Genomic DNA, 20,657 nt, shown 5'->3' with positions numbered 1-20,657 from the left:
CCGATGGTACTGCACTCGTGAGGGTGTGGGAGAGTAGGTCACCGCCGGACTTAACTTATGTTGGAAGAGTGGTTTGAGGCCCTGACACCGTGGTGTCGGGGCCTCACCCATTTAAGCCCACGACTTGGGATACCAAACCGGACGAGCAAGCCCCGAATAAGGCGGAATCTTCGCGATGGACTACCATCACAGAAGGACGTTTTCTTCATCAAGGGGTGGTTATGGCGGACACGAAACAGATCGACCTGTTCCTGCACGAACTGGGCGCGATATTGAAAGAGAAGCGACTGGTCACTGACCAAGCAGTGCTTCTGCAGAATTCGCGGGACTATGGCCAGCTGGCTACCGAACCCATCCTTCCGATTGCTGTTGCCTATCCCGAGTCCACCGAGCAAGTTCAGGCGATCATGCGCCTGTGCACGGAACATAAAATCCCCGTCATTAGCCGTGGTGCTGGAACCGGCGTCTCCGGAGGAGTCCATGTCCTGGGGCCTTGTCTCGTGCTCAACCTGTCCAACATGAATAAGATCCTTGAGATCCGGCCGCAGGATGAATTGGCCGTGGTTGAGCCTGGTGTCATCAACAGTGAGCTCAATGATGCGGTGAAGGAATACGGATTCATGTATGCGCCGGACCCGGCCAGCTACCGCATATCGACGCTCGGCGGGAATATCGCGACCAACGCAGGGGGTCTACGTTGCGCGAAGTACGGTGTCACCCGCGAATCCGTGCTATCGCTGGATGTTGTCCTGGCTGACGGACGGCTAATTACCGTGGGAACACAGACGTTCAAGGGAGTGGCCGGCTATGATCTGACGTCCCTTTTTGTCGGGTCCGAAGGGACACTGGGAATCGTCGTTCGCGCTGTTCTGAGACTGCGCTATCTGCCGGTCGACCAACGAGATATGAGTATGGTGTTCGAAACCCTTGAAGCGGCCTTGGAAGGAATTCAGACCATTGGCAGGGCGAGGGTGCAGCCAGCGATCCTCGAGCTAATCGATAGGCCGACCATGGAAGTCCTCGATCGAAGCTACGGAACAGAAATCGCCAAACTGGGTGAAGCCATGGTCTTGGCCAGATTCGACGGCTATGGAGCTCCCAAGGAGGAAGAGGTGGTGCGTTCGGCGTTTACCGGGATGCCTGTAATTCTCAGCGCCATCGCTGATCCATTCGCCACGACGCTGATCGAGATGAGGCGTACCAGCCGGGGAGATCTCCAGGACGATGCCTATCGTATGGGGGAAGATGTTGCTGTTCCCAAGAGTTGCATGGTTGAGTATGTTCGCAAGGTTCGTGAAGTGGCCCAACGCCACGAGGTGGATGTTCGAATCATTGCGCATGCAGGTGACGGCAACCTGCATCCTACTTTTTCGGTGGAACCGGATGCCGGCCCTGACCCGCTGGTCCGCCTGTCTGCTGCCCTGGAAGAGAGCATCCGATTGGCCCTGGCAGTCGGCGGTACCATCACCGGTGAGCATGGCGTCGGATTGATTAAACGTGAATGGCTGGGTTGGGAGCAGGCCGAGGATGTCCTCCAGATTCAGCGGCAACTGAAGTCGATGCTTGATCCACTCGGAATACTGAATCCCGGAAAGGCGATTCAGTAGGTAGTGCAGACCGCACGAAGACAATCCACGAGCCTCGATTTTGCATCGACCAAAGCCACGATGTAAAGTGGTCACGTTGTCAAAAATCGGGATGTGGCGCAGCTTGGTAGCGCGCGTCGTTCGGGACGACGAGGTCGCAGGTTCAAATCCTGTCATCCCGACCAGAGTAGTTTTATTCGAACCATGGTTCGAGTAGATCCACTTCAGTTCCAATAACAGAGATGGCGTCGAGAAATCGGCGCCATTTTTGTTGCCCCGAGATTGGCCGTTCAATATGTCTGAAACGGTCAAAATCGGCCCATTTTGGGACGACGGGGTCGATACTTGGGACGACTCGTTCGATGCCGTTTTCAGGCCGGAGAACGCCGCCTGGGCGGCCATGATGTCGTCAAATGGATGATTCAATTCTGCGGAGACCTTCCCGTCTTCGGCAACGCGGAAGAAATGATAGAAGGATTCGTTGAGAATCCGTCGGACCTTATCCGGGGTGGCATGGTAATAGCGCTGAGTGTCCGTGACTTGATCCAGTGCCGCCGCGAGCAACTTGCCGCCAGCCGCAATCTTGCCCTCGACGTTCGCCAGGCTGTCTTCGATGCGGTTCTTCTGCTGCGCCAGCTCGAATAGCTTCTCGCGAATCTTGCTGGTTGGCAGTGTGCCGTCGGCGGCGAGGTCAACAATACGAGACTCTTTTCGCTCGATTTCGGATAGCTGGTTACGCAGTACGGCGTAGGTGGCCTTGATATCTTCCTGTTCGATGTCGAGCGCCGTCGTCAGGCGGTTTCGAATGTCAGCTTCGAATGTAGGCTCCAGCTTGAGCCGGGCGTATTCGTCAACGACACTATCTTCGATTACGGAGGTTGGAATGTACCTGGTGTCGCAAAGGCCTTCCTGCTTGGCCCGGCAAAAGAAGTACTCATGAAGTGAGCCGCTGCGACCCTTTGCCTGAACGTAAATCATGCGGCTTTCCCTGCCCAGCGCGTGGCATTTGTGGCAAAATAGCATGCCCTTCAGATAGTGGTTGTGGACGCGGTCGCGAGTTCCGGCACCACTGCGTGCGCTCATGACTTCTTGAACTTGATCGAATAGGTCCTGGCCGACAATCGGTTCGTGTCGACCCGGGTAGATATCTCCCTTATAGACCAGGAAGCCGACGTAGTAAGGATCCTTGAGCATGGTGTGCAGTTTGCTTGCAGACACCGGCTGTTCGGGGTAGCGGGTGGTTCGTCTCGACGTGAGCCCGAGATCGGCCATGGTGGCTTCGAGCCGTTCGATCGAATAGTTGCCCGTGGCATACAACTCATAAGCCTTCAGAACAAACGGGGCGCGCTTCTCGTCTAGCCCGATACTGTTGATCATGCGCCCATCGATGTCCTTGCGGATGTTGAGGTATCCGAGTTTGGCTTTTGTCAGCGTGCCGCCGTTGATCGCCTTGTTGCGCATCTTGATCCGGATATCTTCACCACTGAGCTGGTTCTGTACCTGGTTCATGATGTCGGTGACCGCTTCCATGGCTTCGGCGTAGGTGCCTTCGCCGAAGTCCTCGCGGGCCGAGAGTAGTCGGACGTCGAGCTTGTCGAGGTGACGCCGGGTAATCGCGGCGTCGACGAAGTTGCGGAAGGCACGCGAGCGGGCATAGACAATGACGTAGTCGACATCGCGGTTGTCAGCCAGGAATGTCATCATGGCCTGGAACTGCGGGCGCTTTTCAATCGTCTGGGCCGAGACGCCCGGCTCGACGAACTCATGGACGATCTCAGCACCAAGAGAGCCAGCTTTCTGCTCACAGATGTCGCGCTGCGTGGCAATGGAGTTGCCGTCCTTGTCGATATCGATGGCGGTCTCGGTTTGCTTCTTGCTGGAGACGCGCAGGTAAAGAACGGCCTTGCGTGGGCGCAGGGCCTCGATGTCATTTACGGTCATGGTCAGACTCCTTGTAGTCGGGTGTTGTTGTTCGTGGCGTACTGCCATGAGCGGGAAAATGGTGTACTGGTCGGGAGGCAGCGAGGTGTCGGCTCGGTAATGCCGGTTTGGCGCAGTCTGACGACGATGGCAATCTCGGATACCTGGAAGTGCTTAGCCAGGTCGGATGGTCGCTGCATGCCGCCATAAAAGGCGCGCTTGAGTAGCATCTTGGGAACGAGCAGGCATCCGGCAAAATAGTCAGCGGCTTGCTCGGCCTGTTGTGCGGCGCTGACGTCCTTCGATCCCAGATAGAGCTGGTCGGCGCGGTTGTGGTCGATGATGTGCTTATATTCGTGCGCCAGAGTGAAGCGTTGGCGGCAATAGCTTTCGTGTTTGTTCAGCTGGATAATCCAGGCGCTGCCGTTCCAGAAGCTGGCCCCGGAAACGGGTGCTTCGACGAGTTCGATCTCGATCTTGGGAAGTTCGGCGATGAACTCGACGGGCACCGGGCCTTCGGTGAGCTGGTGGAGCTGTAGCAGCCGGATGGCTTGATGTTCGGCGACTTGTTTGGCTTCAGCTAGTGAATGCACTGGACGGTTGGGAATGAGCGATCGGAGAGTGGACAGGACGCTGCGCTCAAATGGTGATGATGTGCTGATGTTTGTCATGGCTTCTCCTTTCGCTGAGAATGGTTTGGGTTACTCGTCCTCGCCGGGTGCGGGGCCGCTGGTGGTATTGATACCGTGTTTGGCTGCGACGGTTTTGAAGTGTTCTTCGATTTCACGGACAGCGCTTTCTGGCATGTCCTTGAACTTGGTTCGAAGGTATGGCTGGAGGGTTGGCAGATCGGTGTCACGCAAGATGCGGGATTCGGCCAGCAGGTTGGTGAGCGGGATATCGAGAGCATCGGCGATGGCTCTGAGGCTATCTGTTTGCGGGCTGCCGATTTGTCCAAGTTCCAACCTGGTGACGGTGCCTTTGGCGATGCCTGCTCGCCGGGCGACTTCACTGGCAGATAAGCCGAGTTCTTCGCGCCTGGTACGGATCGCTTCTGCGAGTTGGTTGATGTCGGGGTTGTTCATTGTTCGTTGTCTCCAAATTCTGTCCGTAGTATGAACCAGGCGTTCAATTGATTCAACGATTTAAGCGAATTCCACAACATCTATTTCGTCAAGACAGGAAGTCCTGCCTTATCCTTCGACGTTCGTCAGATATGGCCGTTGAATACGTAGATTCCTGCGTCTGATTCGACACAATAGAATTCCCCGCCCAGACGCATGTCTTCGGCCATCTGTTCGGTGTCGATGCGGACATACGACTTCATGCCCTCGGGTACGTGTTCATCGATCAGGTCTCGCCAGCCCAGATCCTCGACGATCTGCTCGGCGTAGGCCGTCAGATCCGGGTATTCGCCGAGGTAGGCATCTTCGAAGTAGTGCCAGTCCTCGACGTCGAGGCCGGAGTAGTCGACCCAGGCGGCAAATGCTTCACCGTACTTTTCGATGCCTTCGGCCAGGGCGGCGACGTATTCGATGCTTTCGTATTCGCCCAAGTGCTTGGTGCCGAATCCTTCGTAGTCGTGGATGGCCCATTCCTCAGGCGCGAACTCCTTCGACCGGGCCAGGATGGCGGCGATTTTTTCGTGGATCGCGTCGGCTCCGATCGTGGCGTCGATCCAGTCACCGAGCAGCAGGCCGTTGTTGTAGTCGGCTAGCGAGGCGACATAGATCGAGGGCGTGGTGTGGGTGCTTTCGTGCTCCGGTTGTGCGCCGGGTATGTGTTCGTGGTTCATGTGGTTCCTCCTTTCAAAATTGGTGGTGTGCCCGGCAGTGCCAGCGGAGGGAACCCAGATTGGATTCGTCTCACGCTGGCAGCTGCCGGGCTGGTGACTCGATTACCGTCCACGCGCCGTGCGGGGCTTGGCTTCGGCTTGTTCGTTGCCAAACAGGCTGGCGATGGCCTCGCGGCGGGCGGCTGCCTCGCGTTCGATCTCTGCCATGGCCGATTCGGCCTGGGAGACCAGATCGGTGTTGGCCTTGACCTGCGCGATGTGCGCGGCCAAAGCCTGACGGATTTCTTCGGTGAGGGTACTGCCACGCAACTGGGCGATGAGCACCAGCTGGGTGTGGATGTCGGGTTCGAGCCGGACGGCCAGCGTTTTCACGCTGCCTTGGTTGTGACGGTCGATGCCGTCAACCGGTGGTGTCGTCATGACAACTCCTCGGTGCTTGCGGTCGGCGAGGTTCCGGGATGGAACCTGACTCACCGATCCGCATGGCACCGACGAGTGCCACCGGCTTAAGCTGTGGTGGATGCCCGGGCAGTATCGATCCGGTCCAGCGCCTCACGAGCGAAGTCTGGATTCAGTTCGATACCGACCCACTGCCGGTGCAAGCGCTCGGCGATCACGGCGGTGGTACCAGATCCCATGAACGGATCAAGCACGATGCCGGGCTCGGTGCCGTCCTGGTGCATGCAGGTGGCGGCGAGCGCCAGTCTGGTGGCTGTTTCTCCTAATCGTCGCAGCGCTCTCGTGTGGGGCTTTTTGCAGGTAATGCAACGTGCTTCCGGCACCCCGGCCAGGATGCAACGGGTGGCCAGTGGTTCGGGAAAGGTGGCGTGGTGACTGCCCTTGCCCGCCGCCGTGGCGATGTTCCAGACGTCGCCCGGGTTTTTGCCCAGCGGGTGCCCCACAAGACCGCGGGCCTTCAACGCAGCCAGTCCCGTGGTGGAGTCCGCATTGGGGCCGCGCCAGTGCTCCTTGGCCGGTCGCCGGGTTCGATCCGGCGGCGGCGTGCCGGGCTTGGAGCGGTGCGGAACACGGATGCTATCCAGGTCGAAGAAGTAGCGGGGTTGTTTGGCGAAGACGTAGATCACCTCGTGGGTGGCCGTCAGGCGGTCGCGGACACTTGTCGGCATGGGATTCGGCTTGGCCCAGATGATCTTGTTGCGCAGGATCCAGCCATCTTCTTGCAGGAGCCGCGCCACGCGCTCGGGAGCCAAAGCCAGGCTTTTGGGCGGTGCGCCCTGGCGTGGATGGGTGACGTAGGTGTCTCCCAGATTCAGCCAGAGCGTGCCGGTCGGAACCAGGACGCGGTGGATCTGTTGTGTGACCTGCCGAATGTTGTGTGCCCAGGCGTCCACTGATTCCTCCAACCCGAGTTGACCGGACGCGTCGTAGTCACGCAGCCGGAAGTAGGGCGGACTGGTCAGACACATGTCGATGCTGCCAGGCGGCAAGGTACGCAGGGTTTCCAGGGCGTCTCCGATCAGTAGCTGGTTGGTCGGGCTAGTCATGGCGCAGCCCCTGGACGAGTGCTGCGGCGGTGTCCGGAAGTGCCAGAATCCGGTACAGGCTTGCGGCGGTACGGTTGTTCCGCTCGATGGCGTCTCCCAGGGCTTTTCGGCGCCTGAGCGCGGTGGTCTGGCGGTAGGCGTCCATGGCCCAGATGACCTGCGGGAAGCCACCGTATTGGCGTTGTTCGCTGCCGGTTGCCCGGTAGTCCTCGTAGGCGAGCGACTTCCCCACAAGGGTTGGCAGGCTCTCGTGGCCCAGATCGACTTCAACAAAGAAGGCACTCACCTCGTCGTCCCCGACCGATGCGGCCATCTCGATATAGAGATCTGGGCGCAGGGCTTGGGGGACGCCGTACCCGTCTTGGTAGGTGCGGGTGGCGTGGTGTTCGGGATCGATCTTGACGACCTCGGCATCATGGGCTTTTGCGGCGTCCATGACGGCGATGGCCATATCCGCGATTGCCAGGGTGTGGTCGAGGAAGCGGGCCGATGGTTCGTCGAAGCGCCGACGAGTCCGCGAGTGGGTGCTGTCGCGCTGGATGCGCTCTCCAGCGGTATCGACGTAGTAGACAAGCCCTTCGGAGCCTGCCCGAATGCCGCCGATGCGACGATCCAGCACGCCCAGGATGCGCAGTCCGCGTAGCCGAGACAGAACCCGACGACAGGTGCGAGACGCCGATTCCGTGGATGCGTGGTCAGTGAAATGCAGAGCTTGCAGGTGCCTTGCGCTGAGGAATCGGTAGCGTTCGACCGATGCAAGGATGGCCAGATCACGGTCGCTGAGACTGGCACGGATGTCTGCAAGTCGCCGGTTGCTGATGCGTGGTCCCGTATGCGAGCCGGTGCTTGGAAGAACAACGGTATTCGTCGCCCCTGTTGCATCCTTTTTGTCGCTGGCCTGCGTGTTCGTCTGTTCCCGGTTCGACTCGGTCGGGTAGTCGGTCGGTAGTGGTACTGCTTCGCTCATGAGGTGCTCCTTCGGCGGCGTCCGCCCGAGTCGTGGCTGTCCTGCGAGCCGTCCAGGACTTCGAGCAGTCCTTGTTCAATGGCGTCGACGGGTTGCCCGTACTGGCGGCGGCTGCGGGCCTTGATATCCGCAACGTTGGCTGTTTTCTTCGGGGTGGTGAGTGTCCTGCCTGAGGCCCAGTCGGTGACCGTGCCCTGGTGAACGAGTTGCGCATAGAGGTGGCGAGCCGGCAATGCCGTGAAGTCCTTGGCGTCCAGTCCCGGGGCCATGGCTGCGGCTGCGCGGGCGTCTTTTGATGCCAGTTGGAAGAACACGCGGGAGCGGCAGTTAGCTTCGAATGCCGAGCGCATGGTGACCGGCAGCTGGTCCAGATATTGGTGGGCGACGTGGAAGGCGGCACCCAGGCTGCGGGAGGTCGCCAATGCCTCTCCAAGATCCGTCGGAAGCCGCAAGTAGTCCTGGACCTCGTCGAGGTAGACCATGACGGTGTCGCGGTCTTTCGGGTTGATCGCGGTGCGCTCCTGGATGGCCTGCCAGAGTTCTGCAACCACCAGCGCGCCGAGCAGTTCGGCGGCTTCAGGGCCGATTCTTCCCTTTTGGAGTGGCACCAGCAGGATCTTGCGTTCGGTGAGAACCTGGCGGATGTTGAAGCGTGGCTGGCGCTGGGCCACCACCTGACGCAGGTGCGGATCCAATAACGGGCGCAACTTGTTCAGGAGTGGAGCCGTCACATGGGCACTGGCTTCCGGGGAGAGATGGTTGAACCAGTGCCAGAACGGTCCGGCCGCGAACGGGTCGCTGCGAGCCATCTGTACGGTGACCGAGCGCCGGAAACCGGGATTGGTGAGCAGCACCGGCAACATGGCCAGGCTGGCATCGCCGCGTGTAGCCAAGGCCAACAGGCTTTGACGCAGGATGTCCGATGAACGCGGACCGAGTCCGTCGGCCCCGTAGAGGGCCTTGAACATCCCGAACAGCTGATCGGCGACCAGCGCGGGGGACCGCCCGTGCAGGTCGAATGGATTGATTCCCACCGGCTCGCTGTCGAGTGGATCGAGCAGCACGAGGTCATCCCGCCGCGCATTTGGGATAAGCTCCAGGACGTCGCGGATCAGGTCCTTGGGCTCGATCACGACCAGTCCTCGCCCCGCCAGCAAATCGCCATGGATCATGTTCAGCAGCAACGAGCTCTTGCCGACGCCGGTTGGCCCCATGAGCCACAGGTGGCGGCGGCTGTCATCTGCCGTGATGCCGAGCCGGGTTTCAGTCGATCCTGGGGCGGTGGCATGGGCGATGATGCGGTGGCCTTCAGCGGCGGCGAAGGACGGTCGAACTTGGCGTGGGTGGATCGGTGGCAGGCCCGGGTATGGGGTGTCCGTATTCCCCACCGGCCAGCTGCTCAGGAGACCGGTTTCGGTAACCGAGAGACGCTGGGCGGCAGTAAAGAAGGACCACTCCGATGCTGGCTCGTTGATCAGTGCCGCCTTTTCGCGGCGATCATGTAGCCGCAGACCGGGAGCCAGGAGGGTGCGGAAGGCACCTACGACGCGCTGGAGCAGTGCCTTGCGACGGGCTTCGTCGGCGGCTTGGACGCCGATGCGCAGCACGGCGGCAAAGCCGTATTCGGACTGCTTGAGTTCGACTTGGTGAGTGACCTGGGTGCGGCGTTCGGGTTGGCTGCCGGACAGGACGAGTGAACCCATACCCTGGTCGACGCGCTGAATCCGTCCAGAGACAAGGTGTGGTGCAAGTCGTGGCCCCAGAACGGTTTGGGTCACCAGAATCTCGGAGCCCCGCAGGTCGGACATGCTGGCCAAAATTGACCGGGTGCTGCCCTCGGTATCTTGGGATTCCAGGCTGCGGATCGGCTGGTTGACGATCAGGCGTCGGGCGGTCTGAGTCTTCCCTCGTCCGGTGGCGTCGTCGGCCACGATGGTGCCGGGCACCAGTTGTTCGATGTCCCGGCGGATGGCCGAGATGTGGCGGCGCTGGATGGCCACCAGGTAGCGGGTGCCGTTCTTGGTGGCGCGGGTTTCCAGGATGATCTGTGGGGCGTGGGTTTGGGCGGCCCAGTGGCGCAATAGGTTCACGGTGTGGGTGCTATCTAGCGGCTGTGGCCAGTAGATTTCCTGCCAGATGAGCTGGCGCAGGGTGGATTCCTGGTCAGTCATGGCGGTCTCCTCGTGGGCGCAGATTCGTTTCGTGCTGCGCCTGGGCTTCGCGCTCGGCTTCGGCCTGCGCCATGGCAATGACGGCGCGGCTGAGTTTGCGCAAGTCTGGCTTTTCGCGCTGGACGCCGTAGACGACGACGCGGCGATCCTGGCGTGGATTGGCGGTGCGGCTGCGGCGTGGTTTCTTCTGTGTAGGCATGGTGTTTTCCCTCCTTTCAGTCGGTGTTGCGGTTGAGCTGGCAGACGGTCGTTCAACGTATTGAACGGGGTCTGTGGAGTAGTATGCGTTCAATTGGTTGAACGGACAACCACTTTGGCGAAAACCACAACACCGACTGGAACAAGCCGGACTACGTGCGTAGCGGCGATGGATTAGTAGCGGCGCGAGAGCCAGATCCGGATCACGATGACCGCAATCCAGACCAGGGCGATGACGCCGGTGATGACGACCAGGACCGGCCAGATGGACTGGATGATCTGAGCAGCGCAGTAGATCGCGATGGACGCCAGCAGCACCGACATGCAGCCACCGATGAGCCGGTCGAACATGGATTTCGGGTCCGCCGGGTTAGTTCCCACGCTGGCGCTCGACTTCCAGGAAGATGCCGCACTCCAGGCCATGGCGGATGCAGTCCAAGGCGAACTGGAGCTGGTCGCCCACGTAGCGCTTGGTCAGGGCGTAGTGGATCACTTGCCCGATCGCATCGGCCTGGTACAGCTTCCATTCCAGGGTGTCCGGCCCGTAGCCTGCCCGTTCCAGACGGCACATCAGGCGGCGGGCCAGCTCGAACTCATCGACCGGGTTGAACGAAAGCCCCATCTCCACATGCCCCATGTCGTGCAGGTAGCGGTACGCGAAGTTGCCCTCGGGCGAGGAAAAGATGACGCGGCTGGAATTCTCATTGCTGACCGGCAGCGGTGCCTTGGTGCGCATCGAGGCCTCGTAAGCCGATTTGAGCGACTTGTAGGTGCTCGGGGCATCTGCGATCGGCTCCCAGGTGAAGCCGACGCGGGAGGCGATGTGGGATGCCTCCAAGGTCACGTAGGTGCTCAGGTTCTTCTGGGCGATGGCCAGCTCGGCGCTGGAGATGTTTTCAGGCATGACAAATAAGCCCTTTCAGGAGAAGTGTTTTTTGAGGGGGAGTAGGCCGCGGCCTACGAGAGTGGTGCGATCAGCGGCGCGTGGTGATCAAGAGCCACCATGCGGCGACGAACTTCAGGTGCAGCCGCAGCGTCGCGGCGACTGCCGCGACCACGACCATTAGGATCGCTGGCACGTTGAACCAGTAGACGGCTGCGATGACGACCGCCAGGATGGCCAGCCAGATGATGAACGTGATCACGATTGACCGCTGCCATCCAGCAGCCACTGTGACAGTTCGTCGGTGGCGGCGCTGACGCCCGCCAGCGCCACGCGCAGCAGATGCTCGGCGGCAACCGGATCGAGAATGCCGAGTGTCTGCGCATACGCCTGGATGCTGTCGTGCAGCTCGGTGAACAGCCGTGCGGCGTAGACCATGGATTCCAAGATGATGACGTCCCCGGCGCTGCCGCCGGAATCGGTGCTCATGGCCTAACCGCGGAACTGGCGGACTTCCCACGCGGCGTTGTCCGCGAAGGAATCGACAATGAAGTTCAGCCGTGCGGCCGTCTGCGGGTCGCCGTCGGCTAGAAACGCGGCTTCTCGGCTGAGCATGGAAGTCATGTGCATCGCGGTGGCTGTCACGTGGCCGGCTGCCTGGATGCGGGTGGCCGTCACCAGGCCGCGGGCGACCTCGACGTTTTGAGCCCTGGTCATGGCCCGCATTTCTGGCTTGCTAAAGCGGCTGATGCCGCCACCTGGTTGTGGTGATGCGCCGCCGCCCGACTGGGGGATGAGGTTGCTGCTCATGTGAATCTCCTTCATGGGTTTGTAGCTTTCGTAGTGGATGTCTTCAACGCTACGAAGCAGCGTCATAGTGCGGGAGAAAACCGAACAAAAAAGGAAGAAGGGGCAGAATCGGAAGAAACTGAAGCCGACCGAACGGAGCTTATGGATGGTCACCTCACCTCGCCGTATCCAGGACCTTCACGCGGACCTTGTGTATATGCGCAAGGCGTCCGGGTTCACTTCTGAGCGGGTAGACGCGGCGGGAACGCTTCGGTTCGTGCTTGGTGGCGACGATGAGCCGTTTGGTGCGCTTCTTGAGCGGTTCAGATCGGCGATCGACTCCTTGCATGACGGTGACTCTGCGGTATTGAAAGCTGCGTATGCGCTAGAGCCGCCGTATGTGGGCATGCGACGTATTGGGGAGCGCCGACGAGATTTCGGAGCCACGATAGGCCGCGGACCAGATACGGTAGAGGGTCTAGAGAATACGGCGATCAAGCATCTCTTGGCTCAGCTTCTTACTGGCTGGTACCCCGCGTCACCGCTTGCGATGCGTGTGCCTGAGCTGCATAACGGTGTGATCAACGAGTCCGTTTCGATGCAGATCGTGGTCAATGACGGTTATTGGCAAGAAACTCGCGAGGAGTACCGATTCTTGGCTGCATTTGATGAAGCTGACTACATCGCCATTAGCAGCTCCGTGCCAGCGATCATTGAGCCGTTGAACGATTTTCAAGTTAAGACGGAGCGCATTGGCCAAAGCTACTCGCATAAGTTCTTTGCACCGAATCCAATGAAACGCGGCGAACCCTACACCTTGGCATTTCGATCCCTACCGATTTCCGGCGATGCCGACGGACGGGTCATGGAAACATCTCGCGCATTCCACGAGCGCACGCTTGCCGCTTCATTTGATGCGATATTTCTTGGACAGCAACCTGCGCGAATCTGGTCATTTACGGGGCTTACCTACTTCGAACGTCCTGGACAACCCGATAGAGACAGCAAGCCTACATCAAGGGACAATCACCACTGGGTGTCCTATCGAGATCTCTACGGTGGGCTATTCAGTGGAATCGCTTGGCAATGGGAAGAAAACAAAGAGCAGAACTTCAATCTAAAATAAGTTCTTTGAATTCGACACTATTGTCACCTGAATCAATAGCACCCTTCTATAAAAAACCTAATCATGCCATAATAATCACCAATATGTGACGTTCAAGTAAATGCATTACGCTCTACGCTCGCATAGCTTCCGGACGTCCTTCGTGGCTCGCCGATCCCAATCCTCATCGTGGGGGAGCGCTGCGGTAACGTTGCAAGTAATTGAACGGTAATTGTGCATAGTTGCACGGGAGAAAGTTGATGGCAAGTAGCGTGAAGGAACAGCAGCGAGCGGAACTGCACAAAACAATCTGGCAAGTTGCCAACGACCTTCGCGGATCAGTAGATGGATGGGACTTTAAGTCCTACGTGCTTGGCATGCTGTTCTATCGGTTTGTTTCTGAGAATCTCACCAGCTACATCAACAAGGGCGAGCACGAGGCTGGCAACGCCGACTTCGACTTTGCCGAGCTTCCCGATGCAGATGCCGAGTTCGCGCGTGAAGAGATCGTCAATGAAAAAGGCTTCTTCATCCTCCCGTCCGAGCTCTTTGAAAACGTGCGCAAACGTGCACCGCGGGACGAGAACCTGAACGAAACCCTAGAAGGCGTCTTCCGCGACATCGAAGGCTCGGCAACCGGCACCGACAGCGAAGACGATCTTAAGGGCCTTTTCGATGACCTGAATGTCAACAGCTCCAAACTGGGCAACACTGTGGCGGGGCGCAACGCCAAGCTCGTGAAGCTACTTGATGCCATTGGGAACCTACCCCTGGGCGGCAAGTTCACGGATAACACGATTGATCTGTTTGGCGATGCTTACGAGTACCTTATGCAGATGTACGCATCGAGCGCCGGTAAATCCGGTGGTGAGTACTACACGCCTCAGGAAGTCTCTGAGCTGCTGGCCCGCATTACCACGGTCGGCAAGACTCGCGTCAATAAGGTGTATGACCCTGCCGCCGGTTCTGGTTCCCTGCTTTTGAAGTTCGCCAAGGTGCTGGGCAAGGAAAACGTCGGCGGCTTCTACGGCCAGGAAATCAACCTCACCACCTACAACCTGGCACGCATCAACATGTTCTTGCACGACATCAACTACGAGAAGTTCGACCTCGCACTCGGCGACACCCTGCTGGACCCCCACCACTGGGATGAAGAACCGTTCGAAGCGATCGTCTCCAACCCTCCCTACTCAATCAAATGGGAGGGCGACGCCAATCCACTTTTGATCAACGACCCGCGCTTCGCACCGGCAGGCGTGCTGGCGCCGAAGTCCAAGGCTGACCTTGCTTTCACCATGCACATGCTGCACTGGCTGGCGACGAGTGGAACTGCTGCAATTGTTGAGTTCCCAGGTGTGCTTTACCGCGGCGGTGCCGAGCGCAAGATTCGCAAGTACCTGATCGACAACAACTACGTTGACACGGTCATCCAGCTACCTGCTGACCTGTTCTTTGGCACCACGATTGCCACCTGCATCATCGTGCTCAAAAAGTCAAAGAAGACCAATGACGTTTTGTTCATTGATGGTTCGGCTGAGTTCGTGCGTGGTGGCAATAAGAATAAGCTGAGTGAAGCTAATCAGCAGGCATTGCTGGATGCGTTCACGAATCGTGAATCATCAGAGCACTTCGCAACGTTGGTCGATAACAGTGCTATCGCTGCGAACGATTACAACATCGCAGTATCGTCGTACGTTGAAGCTGAAGACACCCGTGAAGCCATCGACATTACTGAGCTCAACGCCAAAATTGAGCAGATCGTTGCACACCAGGCTGAGCTACGCACGTCGATTGATGCGATTGTGGCTGACTTGGAGGGTTCCAAGTGAGCAGGATTGATGAGCTGATTGCTGAACACTGTTCTGGGGGTGTGGAGTTTAGGTCTCTTGTCGATATTACGAGTAAGAGTGCGAGTATCAATTGGAAATCTGTCGCTGATTCCTCTTTCAAGTACATTGATCTGTCATCCGTGGACAGAGTTACCCGACGAATCGGTGACACAGTTTCTGTCACAGCGACTGATGCGCCAAGCAGGGCTCGTCAGATCGTACGCACAGGTGATGTTATCTTTGCTACGACTCGTCCCACTCAGATGCGATGGGCTGTCATTCCTGAGGAATACGATAAGCAGATTGCGAGCACCGGATACTGTGTACTACGACCGAACAACAATGTAATTCTGACTAATTTTCTTGCTCATGTTCTTGGCACCGCTAGGTTTAGTCGTTATGTTGAATCGAACCAGGTCGAGGGAAATTATCCGTCTATTCCGGACAGCCGTGTGCGCGAATTCAGGGTACCTGTTCCGCCGTTGGAAATTCAGCGTGAAATAGTTCGTATTCTTGATACTTTTAGTAAAATGGAAGCGGAGCTGGAAGCGGAGCTGGAAGCTCGGAAGCAACAGTACGAGCACTATCGTGCATCGCTATTGACATCAGTTGAATCTGCGAAATGGAGCACACTCGGCGACATTTGCAGTCGCGTGTCGACAGGGGCTACTCCAAAAGCGGGAAAACCAGAATACTACCGAGACGGCACGATTCCATGGTTGCGGACAGGCGAGGTTACCTTCGGCGAAGTCTTTGATACGGAAATCAAGATCACCGATCAGGCTCTGAAAGAAACGGGCACATCATGGATCAAAGAAAATTGCGTAATTATTGCGATTTCAGGAGCAACAGCCGCACGTTCAGCGATTAATAAGATTCCCCTAACGACAAATCAACACTGCTGCAACCTTCAGATCGACGAATCTCTCGCGAACTACAGATTTGTATTTTTCTGGGTTAGTTCGAAATACGAAGAACTTAAATCTCTCGGACGCGGCGCCCGATCCGATCTTAACACCAAAATTATCAAGAACTTCCCGATTCCCGTTCCCTCGCTCGAGGAACAGGCCCGAATCGTTGGCATTCTCGATAAATTTGATGCGCTCGTAAACGACCTGAGCGTTGGTTTGCCTGCGGAGTTGGCTGCGCGTCGTCAGCAATACGAGTACTACCGCGACAAACTTCTTACCTTCAAGGAGTTGGAGTCTGCATCATGAGTACCACCCCGGTGAATGTGCAGATACCTTCGGATACTGAAGCGCCGATCATTGCTGACTTTGTCGAGCATGCACTGCGAGTAGCGTATTTTGACCGTCAGCACTGGGCGTCTCTGCCCGCGAGTGATTGGGACGAGCCTGGCGTGTACGTCTTGATGACATCCGATGGGTCCAATCAGGTGTATGTGGGTCAAGCGCGGAAACTGCGCGGCCGCTTGCAGCAGCACAACAACAAGGAAAAACTTCCGTGGCGTCGGGCCTTGGCTGTGAAGCGCGATACCACCGCCGGGTTCAACACTGCCGAGATCGGGTATCTGGAAGGCCGTATCGCGGCGGAGCTCAACGCCCTGCATCAGATCACGGTCATTGAAGGCCAGACAAGCGGTGACGAGACGTTGCCAAAACACATGATGATCTCGCTGGATGCGTTTGTAAAAAGCATCCTTGGCGCGCTGCGCCTGGCTGGGCTGGATATTAGCCGTAGTAACCCTCAAACGCTGACCGAAGACGAGCAACCTTCATCTGAGCCAGTGCCATTTAACAAGCCAAATAAAACAGTGACGGTTGCCGATCTGGTTTCCAGCGGACTGCTTCAGGCGGGGCAAGCACTGTTCCTGAGCCAAGCGGGCAAAGAGGCTGAAGGCAGCGTCACGGCGGACGGCGAGATCATTGTTCGCGGTGTGTCCTATAAATCCCCTAGCCGGGCGGCCAAAACCGTTCTTGAAGGCCAAGCCTCCAACGGTTGGATGACCTGGAAACTCGGCCGTCAGTCCGGTCCGCCACTAGATAGCTTGCGACAACAGTGGCTGACACAACAAACGGAGGAGGCAGAAAAATGATCGAAGCACTGGCACGTAAATACGACACCATCGCCGTCAGCAGCGAGAGCACTGTTGTTGCTGAATTCGTCCCTGATTCCGCCAAAGAGACTGCATATCAGTCCGAAGCGCAGCTGGAACGGGAGTTTATTCACCTGCTCGAATCGCAAGCCTACGAGTACGTCACGCTGACCCGCGAAGAGGATCTTGTTGCCAATCTCCGAAGCCAGCTGGAAACGCTGAACCGCTTCACCTTCTCGGACGAGGAGTGGCAGCGTTTCTTTACCGAACGGATCGCCAGCGCCAGCGATGGCATCGCCGAGAAGACTGTGCGGATCCAGGAAGACCATGTGCAGCTTCTGACGCGCGACGACGGCACGACGAAGAACGTCACACTGCTCGACAAGCAGAACATTCACAACAACCGCCTCCAGGTAATCAACCAGTATGCGGTGGATCGTGGCGAGGGCGGCGCAAGCTTCTCAAACCGCTACGACGTGACGGTTCTGGTCAACGGTTTACCAATGGTGCACATCGAGCTGAAGCGTCGTGGCGTACCGATTCGTGAAGCGTTCAACCAGATCGACCGATACCAGCGCGATAGTTTCTGGGCCGGCTCTGGCCTCTTCGAATACGTGCAGCTGTTCGTGATCAGCAACGGTACTCAGACGAAGTACTACTCAAACACCACGCGCCGTCAGCACGTCGCTGACATGAATGGGTCACGCAAAACCAAGAAGACGTCGAATAGCTTCGAATTCACGTCCTGGTGGGCTGACGCGCAGAACAAGCCAATCCTGGATTTGACGGCGTTCGCCAAGACGTTCTTCGCCAAGCACACGATGCTGAATATCATCACCCGGTACTGCGTGCTAACCAGTGACCGACTGCTGCTGGTGATGCGCCCGTACCAGATCGTGGCGACCGAAAAGATCTTGCAGAAGATCGATATCTCGTCGAATTACAAGACGCTAGGCACCCAGGAAGCGGGTGGATACGTTTGGCATACCACTGGCTCGGGCAAGACCCTGACGAGTTTTAAGGCAGCACAGCTGGCTTCTCGACTTGAGAGCGTCGACAAGGTGCTGTTCGTCGTTGACCGTAAAGACCTCGACTACCAGACTATGAAGGAATACGACCGGTTCGAGAAGGGGTCGGCCAACTCCAATACATCCACCGCAGTATTGAAGCGCCAGCTTGAAGATCCGTCGAAGAAGATCATCATCACGACGATCCAAAAACTCTCTACCTTCATCTCGGGAAACAAGGGCCACGAGATCTACTCGGGCCACATCGTCTTAATCTTCGATGAGTGTCACCGCTCCCAGTTTGGCGACATGCACACAGCCATTACCAAGGCGTTCAAGCGCTACAACCTGTTCGGGTTCACCGGAACGCCGATCTTTGCCGCAAACTCCGGCAGCGGCGGCAACCCGCAGCTGAAGACCACGGCGCAGGCATTTGGCGACAAGCTGCACACCTACACGATCGTGGACGCCATCACCGACAAGAACGTGCTGCCGTTCCGTATCGACTACGTGAACACCATCAAGGTTGGCTCGGTGATAGATAAGCAGGTTTCATCTATCGACACCGAAAATGCCCTGCTGTCACCTGTCCGCGTTTCCCAGGTCACGAAGTACATCCTGGATCACTTCGACCAGAAGACGAAGCGCTCCGAGGGATATGCGCTTGGCGATAAACGAGTCAGAGGATTCAACTCGATCTTTGCCACGGCCTCGATCACGGCGGCGCGAACGTATTACCAGGAATTCAAGCGCCAGCAAGAAGACCTGTTGCCAGACCAAAAGCTGAAGATTGCGACGATTTTCTCCTACGCAGCCAACCCCGATACCGAAGACGGAGCACTAGACGAGGAAGGCTTCGAAACTGATGCACTGTCCGGGGACGCCCGGTCCTTCCTGGAGTCGGCGATCCAGGACTACAATGGCATGTTCAGCACAAACTTTGACACGAGCTCGGACAGTTTCCAGAACTACTACAAGGACCTGTCGCTGCGTTTGAAGAACCGCGACCTGGACATGGTCATCGTCGTGAACATGTTCCTTACTGGCTTCGACGCAACCACGATGAACACCCTGTGGGTGGATAAGAACCTACGCTCGCATGGGCTGATCCAGGCGTATTCCCGGACCAACCGCATTTTGAACTCAGTGAAGACGTACGGCAATATCGTGAGCTTCCGCGATCTTGAAGAAGAGACGAATGATGCGATTGCGCTCTTTGGCAACAAGGAAGCCACCGGTATTGTGCTGCTCAAGCCGTTCCAGGAGTACTACGACGAGTACGCCGACAAGGTCACGGAGCTCATGCAGATGCACCAGCCTGGCGAGCTGATTATTGGTGAAGAAAGCCAGAACGCCTTTATCAAGCTCTACAGCGAGATCTTGCGCCTGCGGAATATCCTGACTTCGTTCGATGATTTCGACAAGAACGAGATCCTGTCGCATCGGGATATGCAGGACTACCAGTCCACTTACTTGGACCTGTGGAACGACCGGAAGAAGACCAGTGACGGCGATAAGGAGCAGATCGTTAGCGATCTGACCTTCGAGATTGAACTGATCAAGCAGGTCGAAATCAATGTCGACTACATCCTGATGCTGGTTCAGAAGTACCGCGAGGAACGCGGCAACGGCGACGACAAGGAACTGCGCGCCGGTATCTCGCGTGCGATTGATTCGAGTCCGAGCCTTCGCAACAAGAAGGACCTGATCGAGAACTTCGTCGACTCAATTTCCATCGATGGCTCCCTTGATGAAGAGTGGCAAGCATACGTCAACGCACAGAAAGAAAAAGAGCTCGGCGAAATCATTACATCGGAGAACCTGAAGCCAGCGGAAACCGATTCGTTTATCGAAGCGGCCTTCCGTGAAGGTGTCATCCGAACCAGCGGTACCGCGATCACCAAAGTGTTGCCTCCAGTTTCACGCTTCTCCAAGGACAGGAACCACAGCGAGAAGAAACGTCGTGTAATCCAGAAGCTGGGAGCGTTCTTTGAACGATTCCTCGGGCTGAGCAGCGGGAGTGGGAAGTAGCAATGTCACTTGCAAAGAATGAAGTGCTACAGCTCGTCAATCGATATATTGGCGTCGAAAGCGGCTATCTCGGTGACTTCAGCTATCGGACACATACGGATTTCTATCCGGAGTACTGCGGTATCTACGATATTTTTCCCGACGAGATTGAAGGCACTACTCGAGGACGATTTATTGCGATCTTGACCGCTGAATCACCGGATCGGCAGGCAAAGATACTACGTGGTGTGCTCGAACGTTTTCCTCCGAACACCGATGCCCGACAACAGTTTAAATCAACAATCGATACGTGGATTCAACAGCTTGAAGGTACGCCAGTCGTGGCGAGCCCGATGCCTATTGCGTCAATGAGCACTGTCGTCAAGCAGGCACTGATTGACGCTGAGAATCTCATCCGAACAAGCGGCCCAGCTAGTGCGGTAGATCGAGTGCACACGGCACTTCATGGCCACATGAACGAGCTCTGCGTCCATGCAAATATCGCTCTACCTGAGCGGCCCACTCTGCAGGTTGCAGTGAAGAAGCTGCGAGAGAACCACCCTGGGCTCGCACCTTCTGGCCAGCGTACGGACGAAATTAGCAGGGTGCTGTATTCAATGGCGGCAACGCTGGACGCGCTAACGACGCTTCGGAACAACGCAAGTCCTGCGCATCCAAACGAAGCTCTTCTCGGCGATAACGAAGCATTACTAGCGATCAATGCTGCACGTACGATTTTTGCCTACATTGATTCAAAGGTGCGCTCATGACCGAACTGGCTACGACCCGAGTGCATATCGGCGCCATCGTGTGCACCCTCGGTCTATTTAGCGCGC

21 protein-coding genes, 1 tRNA gene and 1 pseudogene are annotated in these 20,657 nt (G+C 57.4%); 9 read left to right on the top strand and 14 right to left on the bottom strand.

What is annotated here, in order from left to right:
• Positions 1–221: 221 nt before the first annotated feature.
• From OK351_RS17545 to OK351_RS17535, 3 genes are all read left to right on the top strand, one after another.
• Positions 222–1,607 (top strand): FAD-binding oxidoreductase, encoded by a 1,386-nt coding sequence (locus OK351_RS17545; protein WP_265161648.1) that lies wholly within the window; start codon positions 222–224, stop codon positions 1,605–1,607.
• A gap of 87 nt (positions 1,608–1,694) precedes the next feature.
• Positions 1,695–1,771: transfer RNA gene (locus tag OK351_RS17540), tRNA-Pro, on the top strand.
• Positions 1,772–1,931: 160 nt separating this feature from the next.
• Positions 1,932–2,231, top strand: coding sequence for a hypothetical protein (locus OK351_RS17535; protein ID WP_265161646.1), 300 nt, complete (start codon positions 1,932–1,934; stop codon positions 2,229–2,231).
• Positions 2,232–2,669: 438 nt separating this feature from the next.
• Here OK351_RS17535 and OK351_RS17995 read toward each other — a convergent pair.
• The 14 genes and pseudogenes from OK351_RS17995 to OK351_RS17470 form a co-directional block, all read right to left on the bottom strand.
• A pseudogene (locus OK351_RS17995) lies at positions 2,670–3,527 on the bottom strand (recombinase family protein); the annotation flags it as partial.
• Between the two features lie 2 nt (positions 3,528–3,529).
• The gene (locus OK351_RS17530; RefSeq protein ID WP_265161644.1) at positions 3,530–4,177 is read right to left on the bottom strand and encodes an ImmA/IrrE family metallo-endopeptidase; all 648 of its coding nucleotides are present in this window, start codon (positions 4,175–4,177) and stop codon (positions 3,530–3,532) included.
• 30 nt (positions 4,178–4,207) lie between these two features.
• The gene (locus tag OK351_RS17525; protein WP_265161640.1) at positions 4,208–4,591 is read right to left on the bottom strand and encodes a helix-turn-helix domain-containing protein; all 384 of its coding nucleotides are present in this window, start codon (positions 4,589–4,591) and stop codon (positions 4,208–4,210) included.
• A gap of 125 nt (positions 4,592–4,716) precedes the next feature.
• Positions 4,717–5,301, bottom strand: coding sequence for an antirestriction protein ArdA (locus OK351_RS17520; RefSeq protein ID WP_265161638.1), 585 nt, complete (start codon positions 5,299–5,301; stop codon positions 4,717–4,719).
• 102 nt (positions 5,302–5,403) lie between these two features.
• Positions 5,404–5,721, bottom strand: a complete 318-nt coding sequence (locus OK351_RS17515; protein ID WP_265161635.1) for a hypothetical protein — start codon at positions 5,719–5,721, stop codon at positions 5,404–5,406.
• Positions 5,722–5,807: 86 nt separating this feature from the next.
• On the bottom strand, positions 5,808–6,806 hold the full coding sequence (locus tag OK351_RS17510; RefSeq protein ID WP_265161634.1) for a DNA-methyltransferase: 999 nt from the start codon (positions 6,804–6,806) through the stop codon (positions 5,808–5,810).
• Entirely contained in the window at positions 6,799–7,773 is a 975-nt protein-coding gene (locus OK351_RS17505; protein ID WP_265161631.1) for a replication-relaxation family protein, read from the bottom strand. Before OK351_RS17505 ends, OK351_RS17510 begins: the two co-directional genes overlap by 8 nt.
• On the bottom strand, positions 7,770–9,944 hold the full coding sequence (locus OK351_RS17500; protein ID WP_265161629.1) for a type IV secretory system conjugative DNA transfer family protein: 2,175 nt from the start codon (positions 9,942–9,944) through the stop codon (positions 7,770–7,772). The genes OK351_RS17505 and OK351_RS17500 overlap by 4 nt, the downstream gene beginning before the upstream one ends.
• Entirely contained in the window at positions 9,937–10,143 is a 207-nt protein-coding gene (locus tag OK351_RS17495) for a hypothetical protein (protein ID WP_265161626.1), read from the bottom strand. Before OK351_RS17495 ends, OK351_RS17500 begins: the two co-directional genes overlap by 8 nt.
• 173 nt (positions 10,144–10,316) lie before the next feature.
• The gene (locus OK351_RS17490) at positions 10,317–10,523 is read right to left on the bottom strand and encodes a hypothetical protein (RefSeq protein WP_265161624.1); all 207 of its coding nucleotides are present in this window, start codon (positions 10,521–10,523) and stop codon (positions 10,317–10,319) included.
• Positions 10,513–11,046, bottom strand: a complete 534-nt coding sequence (locus OK351_RS17485; RefSeq protein ID WP_265161622.1) for a hypothetical protein — start codon at positions 11,044–11,046, stop codon at positions 10,513–10,515. The genes OK351_RS17490 and OK351_RS17485 overlap by 11 nt, the downstream gene beginning before the upstream one ends.
• Before the next feature lie 70 nt (positions 11,047–11,116).
• A complete protein-coding gene (locus tag OK351_RS17480; protein ID WP_265161620.1) occupies positions 11,117–11,287 on the bottom strand; it encodes a hypothetical protein in 171 nt (56 codons plus the stop codon).
• Positions 11,284–11,514 carry a hypothetical protein gene (locus tag OK351_RS17475; RefSeq protein WP_265161618.1) on the bottom strand — a complete coding sequence of 77 codons (231 nt, stop codon included), beginning with the start codon at positions 11,512–11,514 and terminating at the stop codon, positions 11,284–11,286. The genes OK351_RS17480 and OK351_RS17475 overlap by 4 nt, the downstream gene beginning before the upstream one ends.
• Positions 11,515–11,517: 3 nt before the next feature.
• On the bottom strand, positions 11,518–11,988 hold the full coding sequence (locus OK351_RS17470; protein WP_265161616.1) for a hypothetical protein: 471 nt from the start codon (positions 11,986–11,988) through the stop codon (positions 11,518–11,520).
• Here OK351_RS17470 and OK351_RS17465 point away from each other — a divergent pair.
• The 6 genes from OK351_RS17465 (at position 11,981) to OK351_RS17440 (ending at position 20,591) form a co-directional block, all read left to right on the top strand.
• The gene (locus OK351_RS17465; RefSeq protein WP_265161614.1) at positions 11,981–12,940 is read left to right on the top strand and encodes a hypothetical protein; all 960 of its coding nucleotides are present in this window, start codon (positions 11,981–11,983) and stop codon (positions 12,938–12,940) included. The two genes, OK351_RS17470 and OK351_RS17465, sit on opposite strands and share 8 nt — an antisense overlap.
• A 239-nt stretch (positions 12,941–13,179) precedes the next feature.
• Entirely contained in the window at positions 13,180–14,748 is a 1,569-nt protein-coding gene (locus tag OK351_RS17460; protein ID WP_265161612.1) for a type I restriction-modification system subunit M, read from the top strand.
• Positions 14,745–15,965, top strand: a complete 1,221-nt coding sequence (locus tag OK351_RS17455; RefSeq protein ID WP_265161610.1) for a restriction endonuclease subunit S — start codon at positions 14,745–14,747, stop codon at positions 15,963–15,965. The genes OK351_RS17460 and OK351_RS17455 overlap by 4 nt, the downstream gene beginning before the upstream one ends.
• The gene (locus OK351_RS17450) at positions 15,962–16,804 is read left to right on the top strand and encodes a restriction system modified-DNA reader domain-containing protein (protein ID WP_265161608.1); all 843 of its coding nucleotides are present in this window, start codon (positions 15,962–15,964) and stop codon (positions 16,802–16,804) included. Before OK351_RS17455 ends, OK351_RS17450 begins: the two co-directional genes overlap by 4 nt.
• On the top strand, positions 16,801–19,842 hold the full coding sequence (locus tag OK351_RS17445) for a type I restriction endonuclease subunit R (RefSeq protein WP_265161606.1): 3,042 nt from the start codon (positions 16,801–16,803) through the stop codon (positions 19,840–19,842). Before OK351_RS17450 ends, OK351_RS17445 begins: the two co-directional genes overlap by 4 nt.
• A gap of 2 nt (positions 19,843–19,844) precedes the next feature.
• Positions 19,845–20,591, top strand: a complete 747-nt coding sequence (locus OK351_RS17440) for an abortive infection family protein (RefSeq protein ID WP_265161604.1) — start codon at positions 19,845–19,847, stop codon at positions 20,589–20,591.
• Positions 20,592–20,657: the final 66 nt, after the last annotated feature.

Origin of the sequence: Glutamicibacter sp. MNS18, assembly GCF_026107515.2 — a bacterium.
In the GTDB taxonomy this organism is placed as follows: domain Bacteria; phylum Actinomycetota; class Actinomycetes; order Actinomycetales; family Micrococcaceae; genus Glutamicibacter.
The sequence above is the reverse complement of the archived record's forward strand: the minus strand, read 5'-3'. Positions and strand labels throughout refer to the sequence as shown.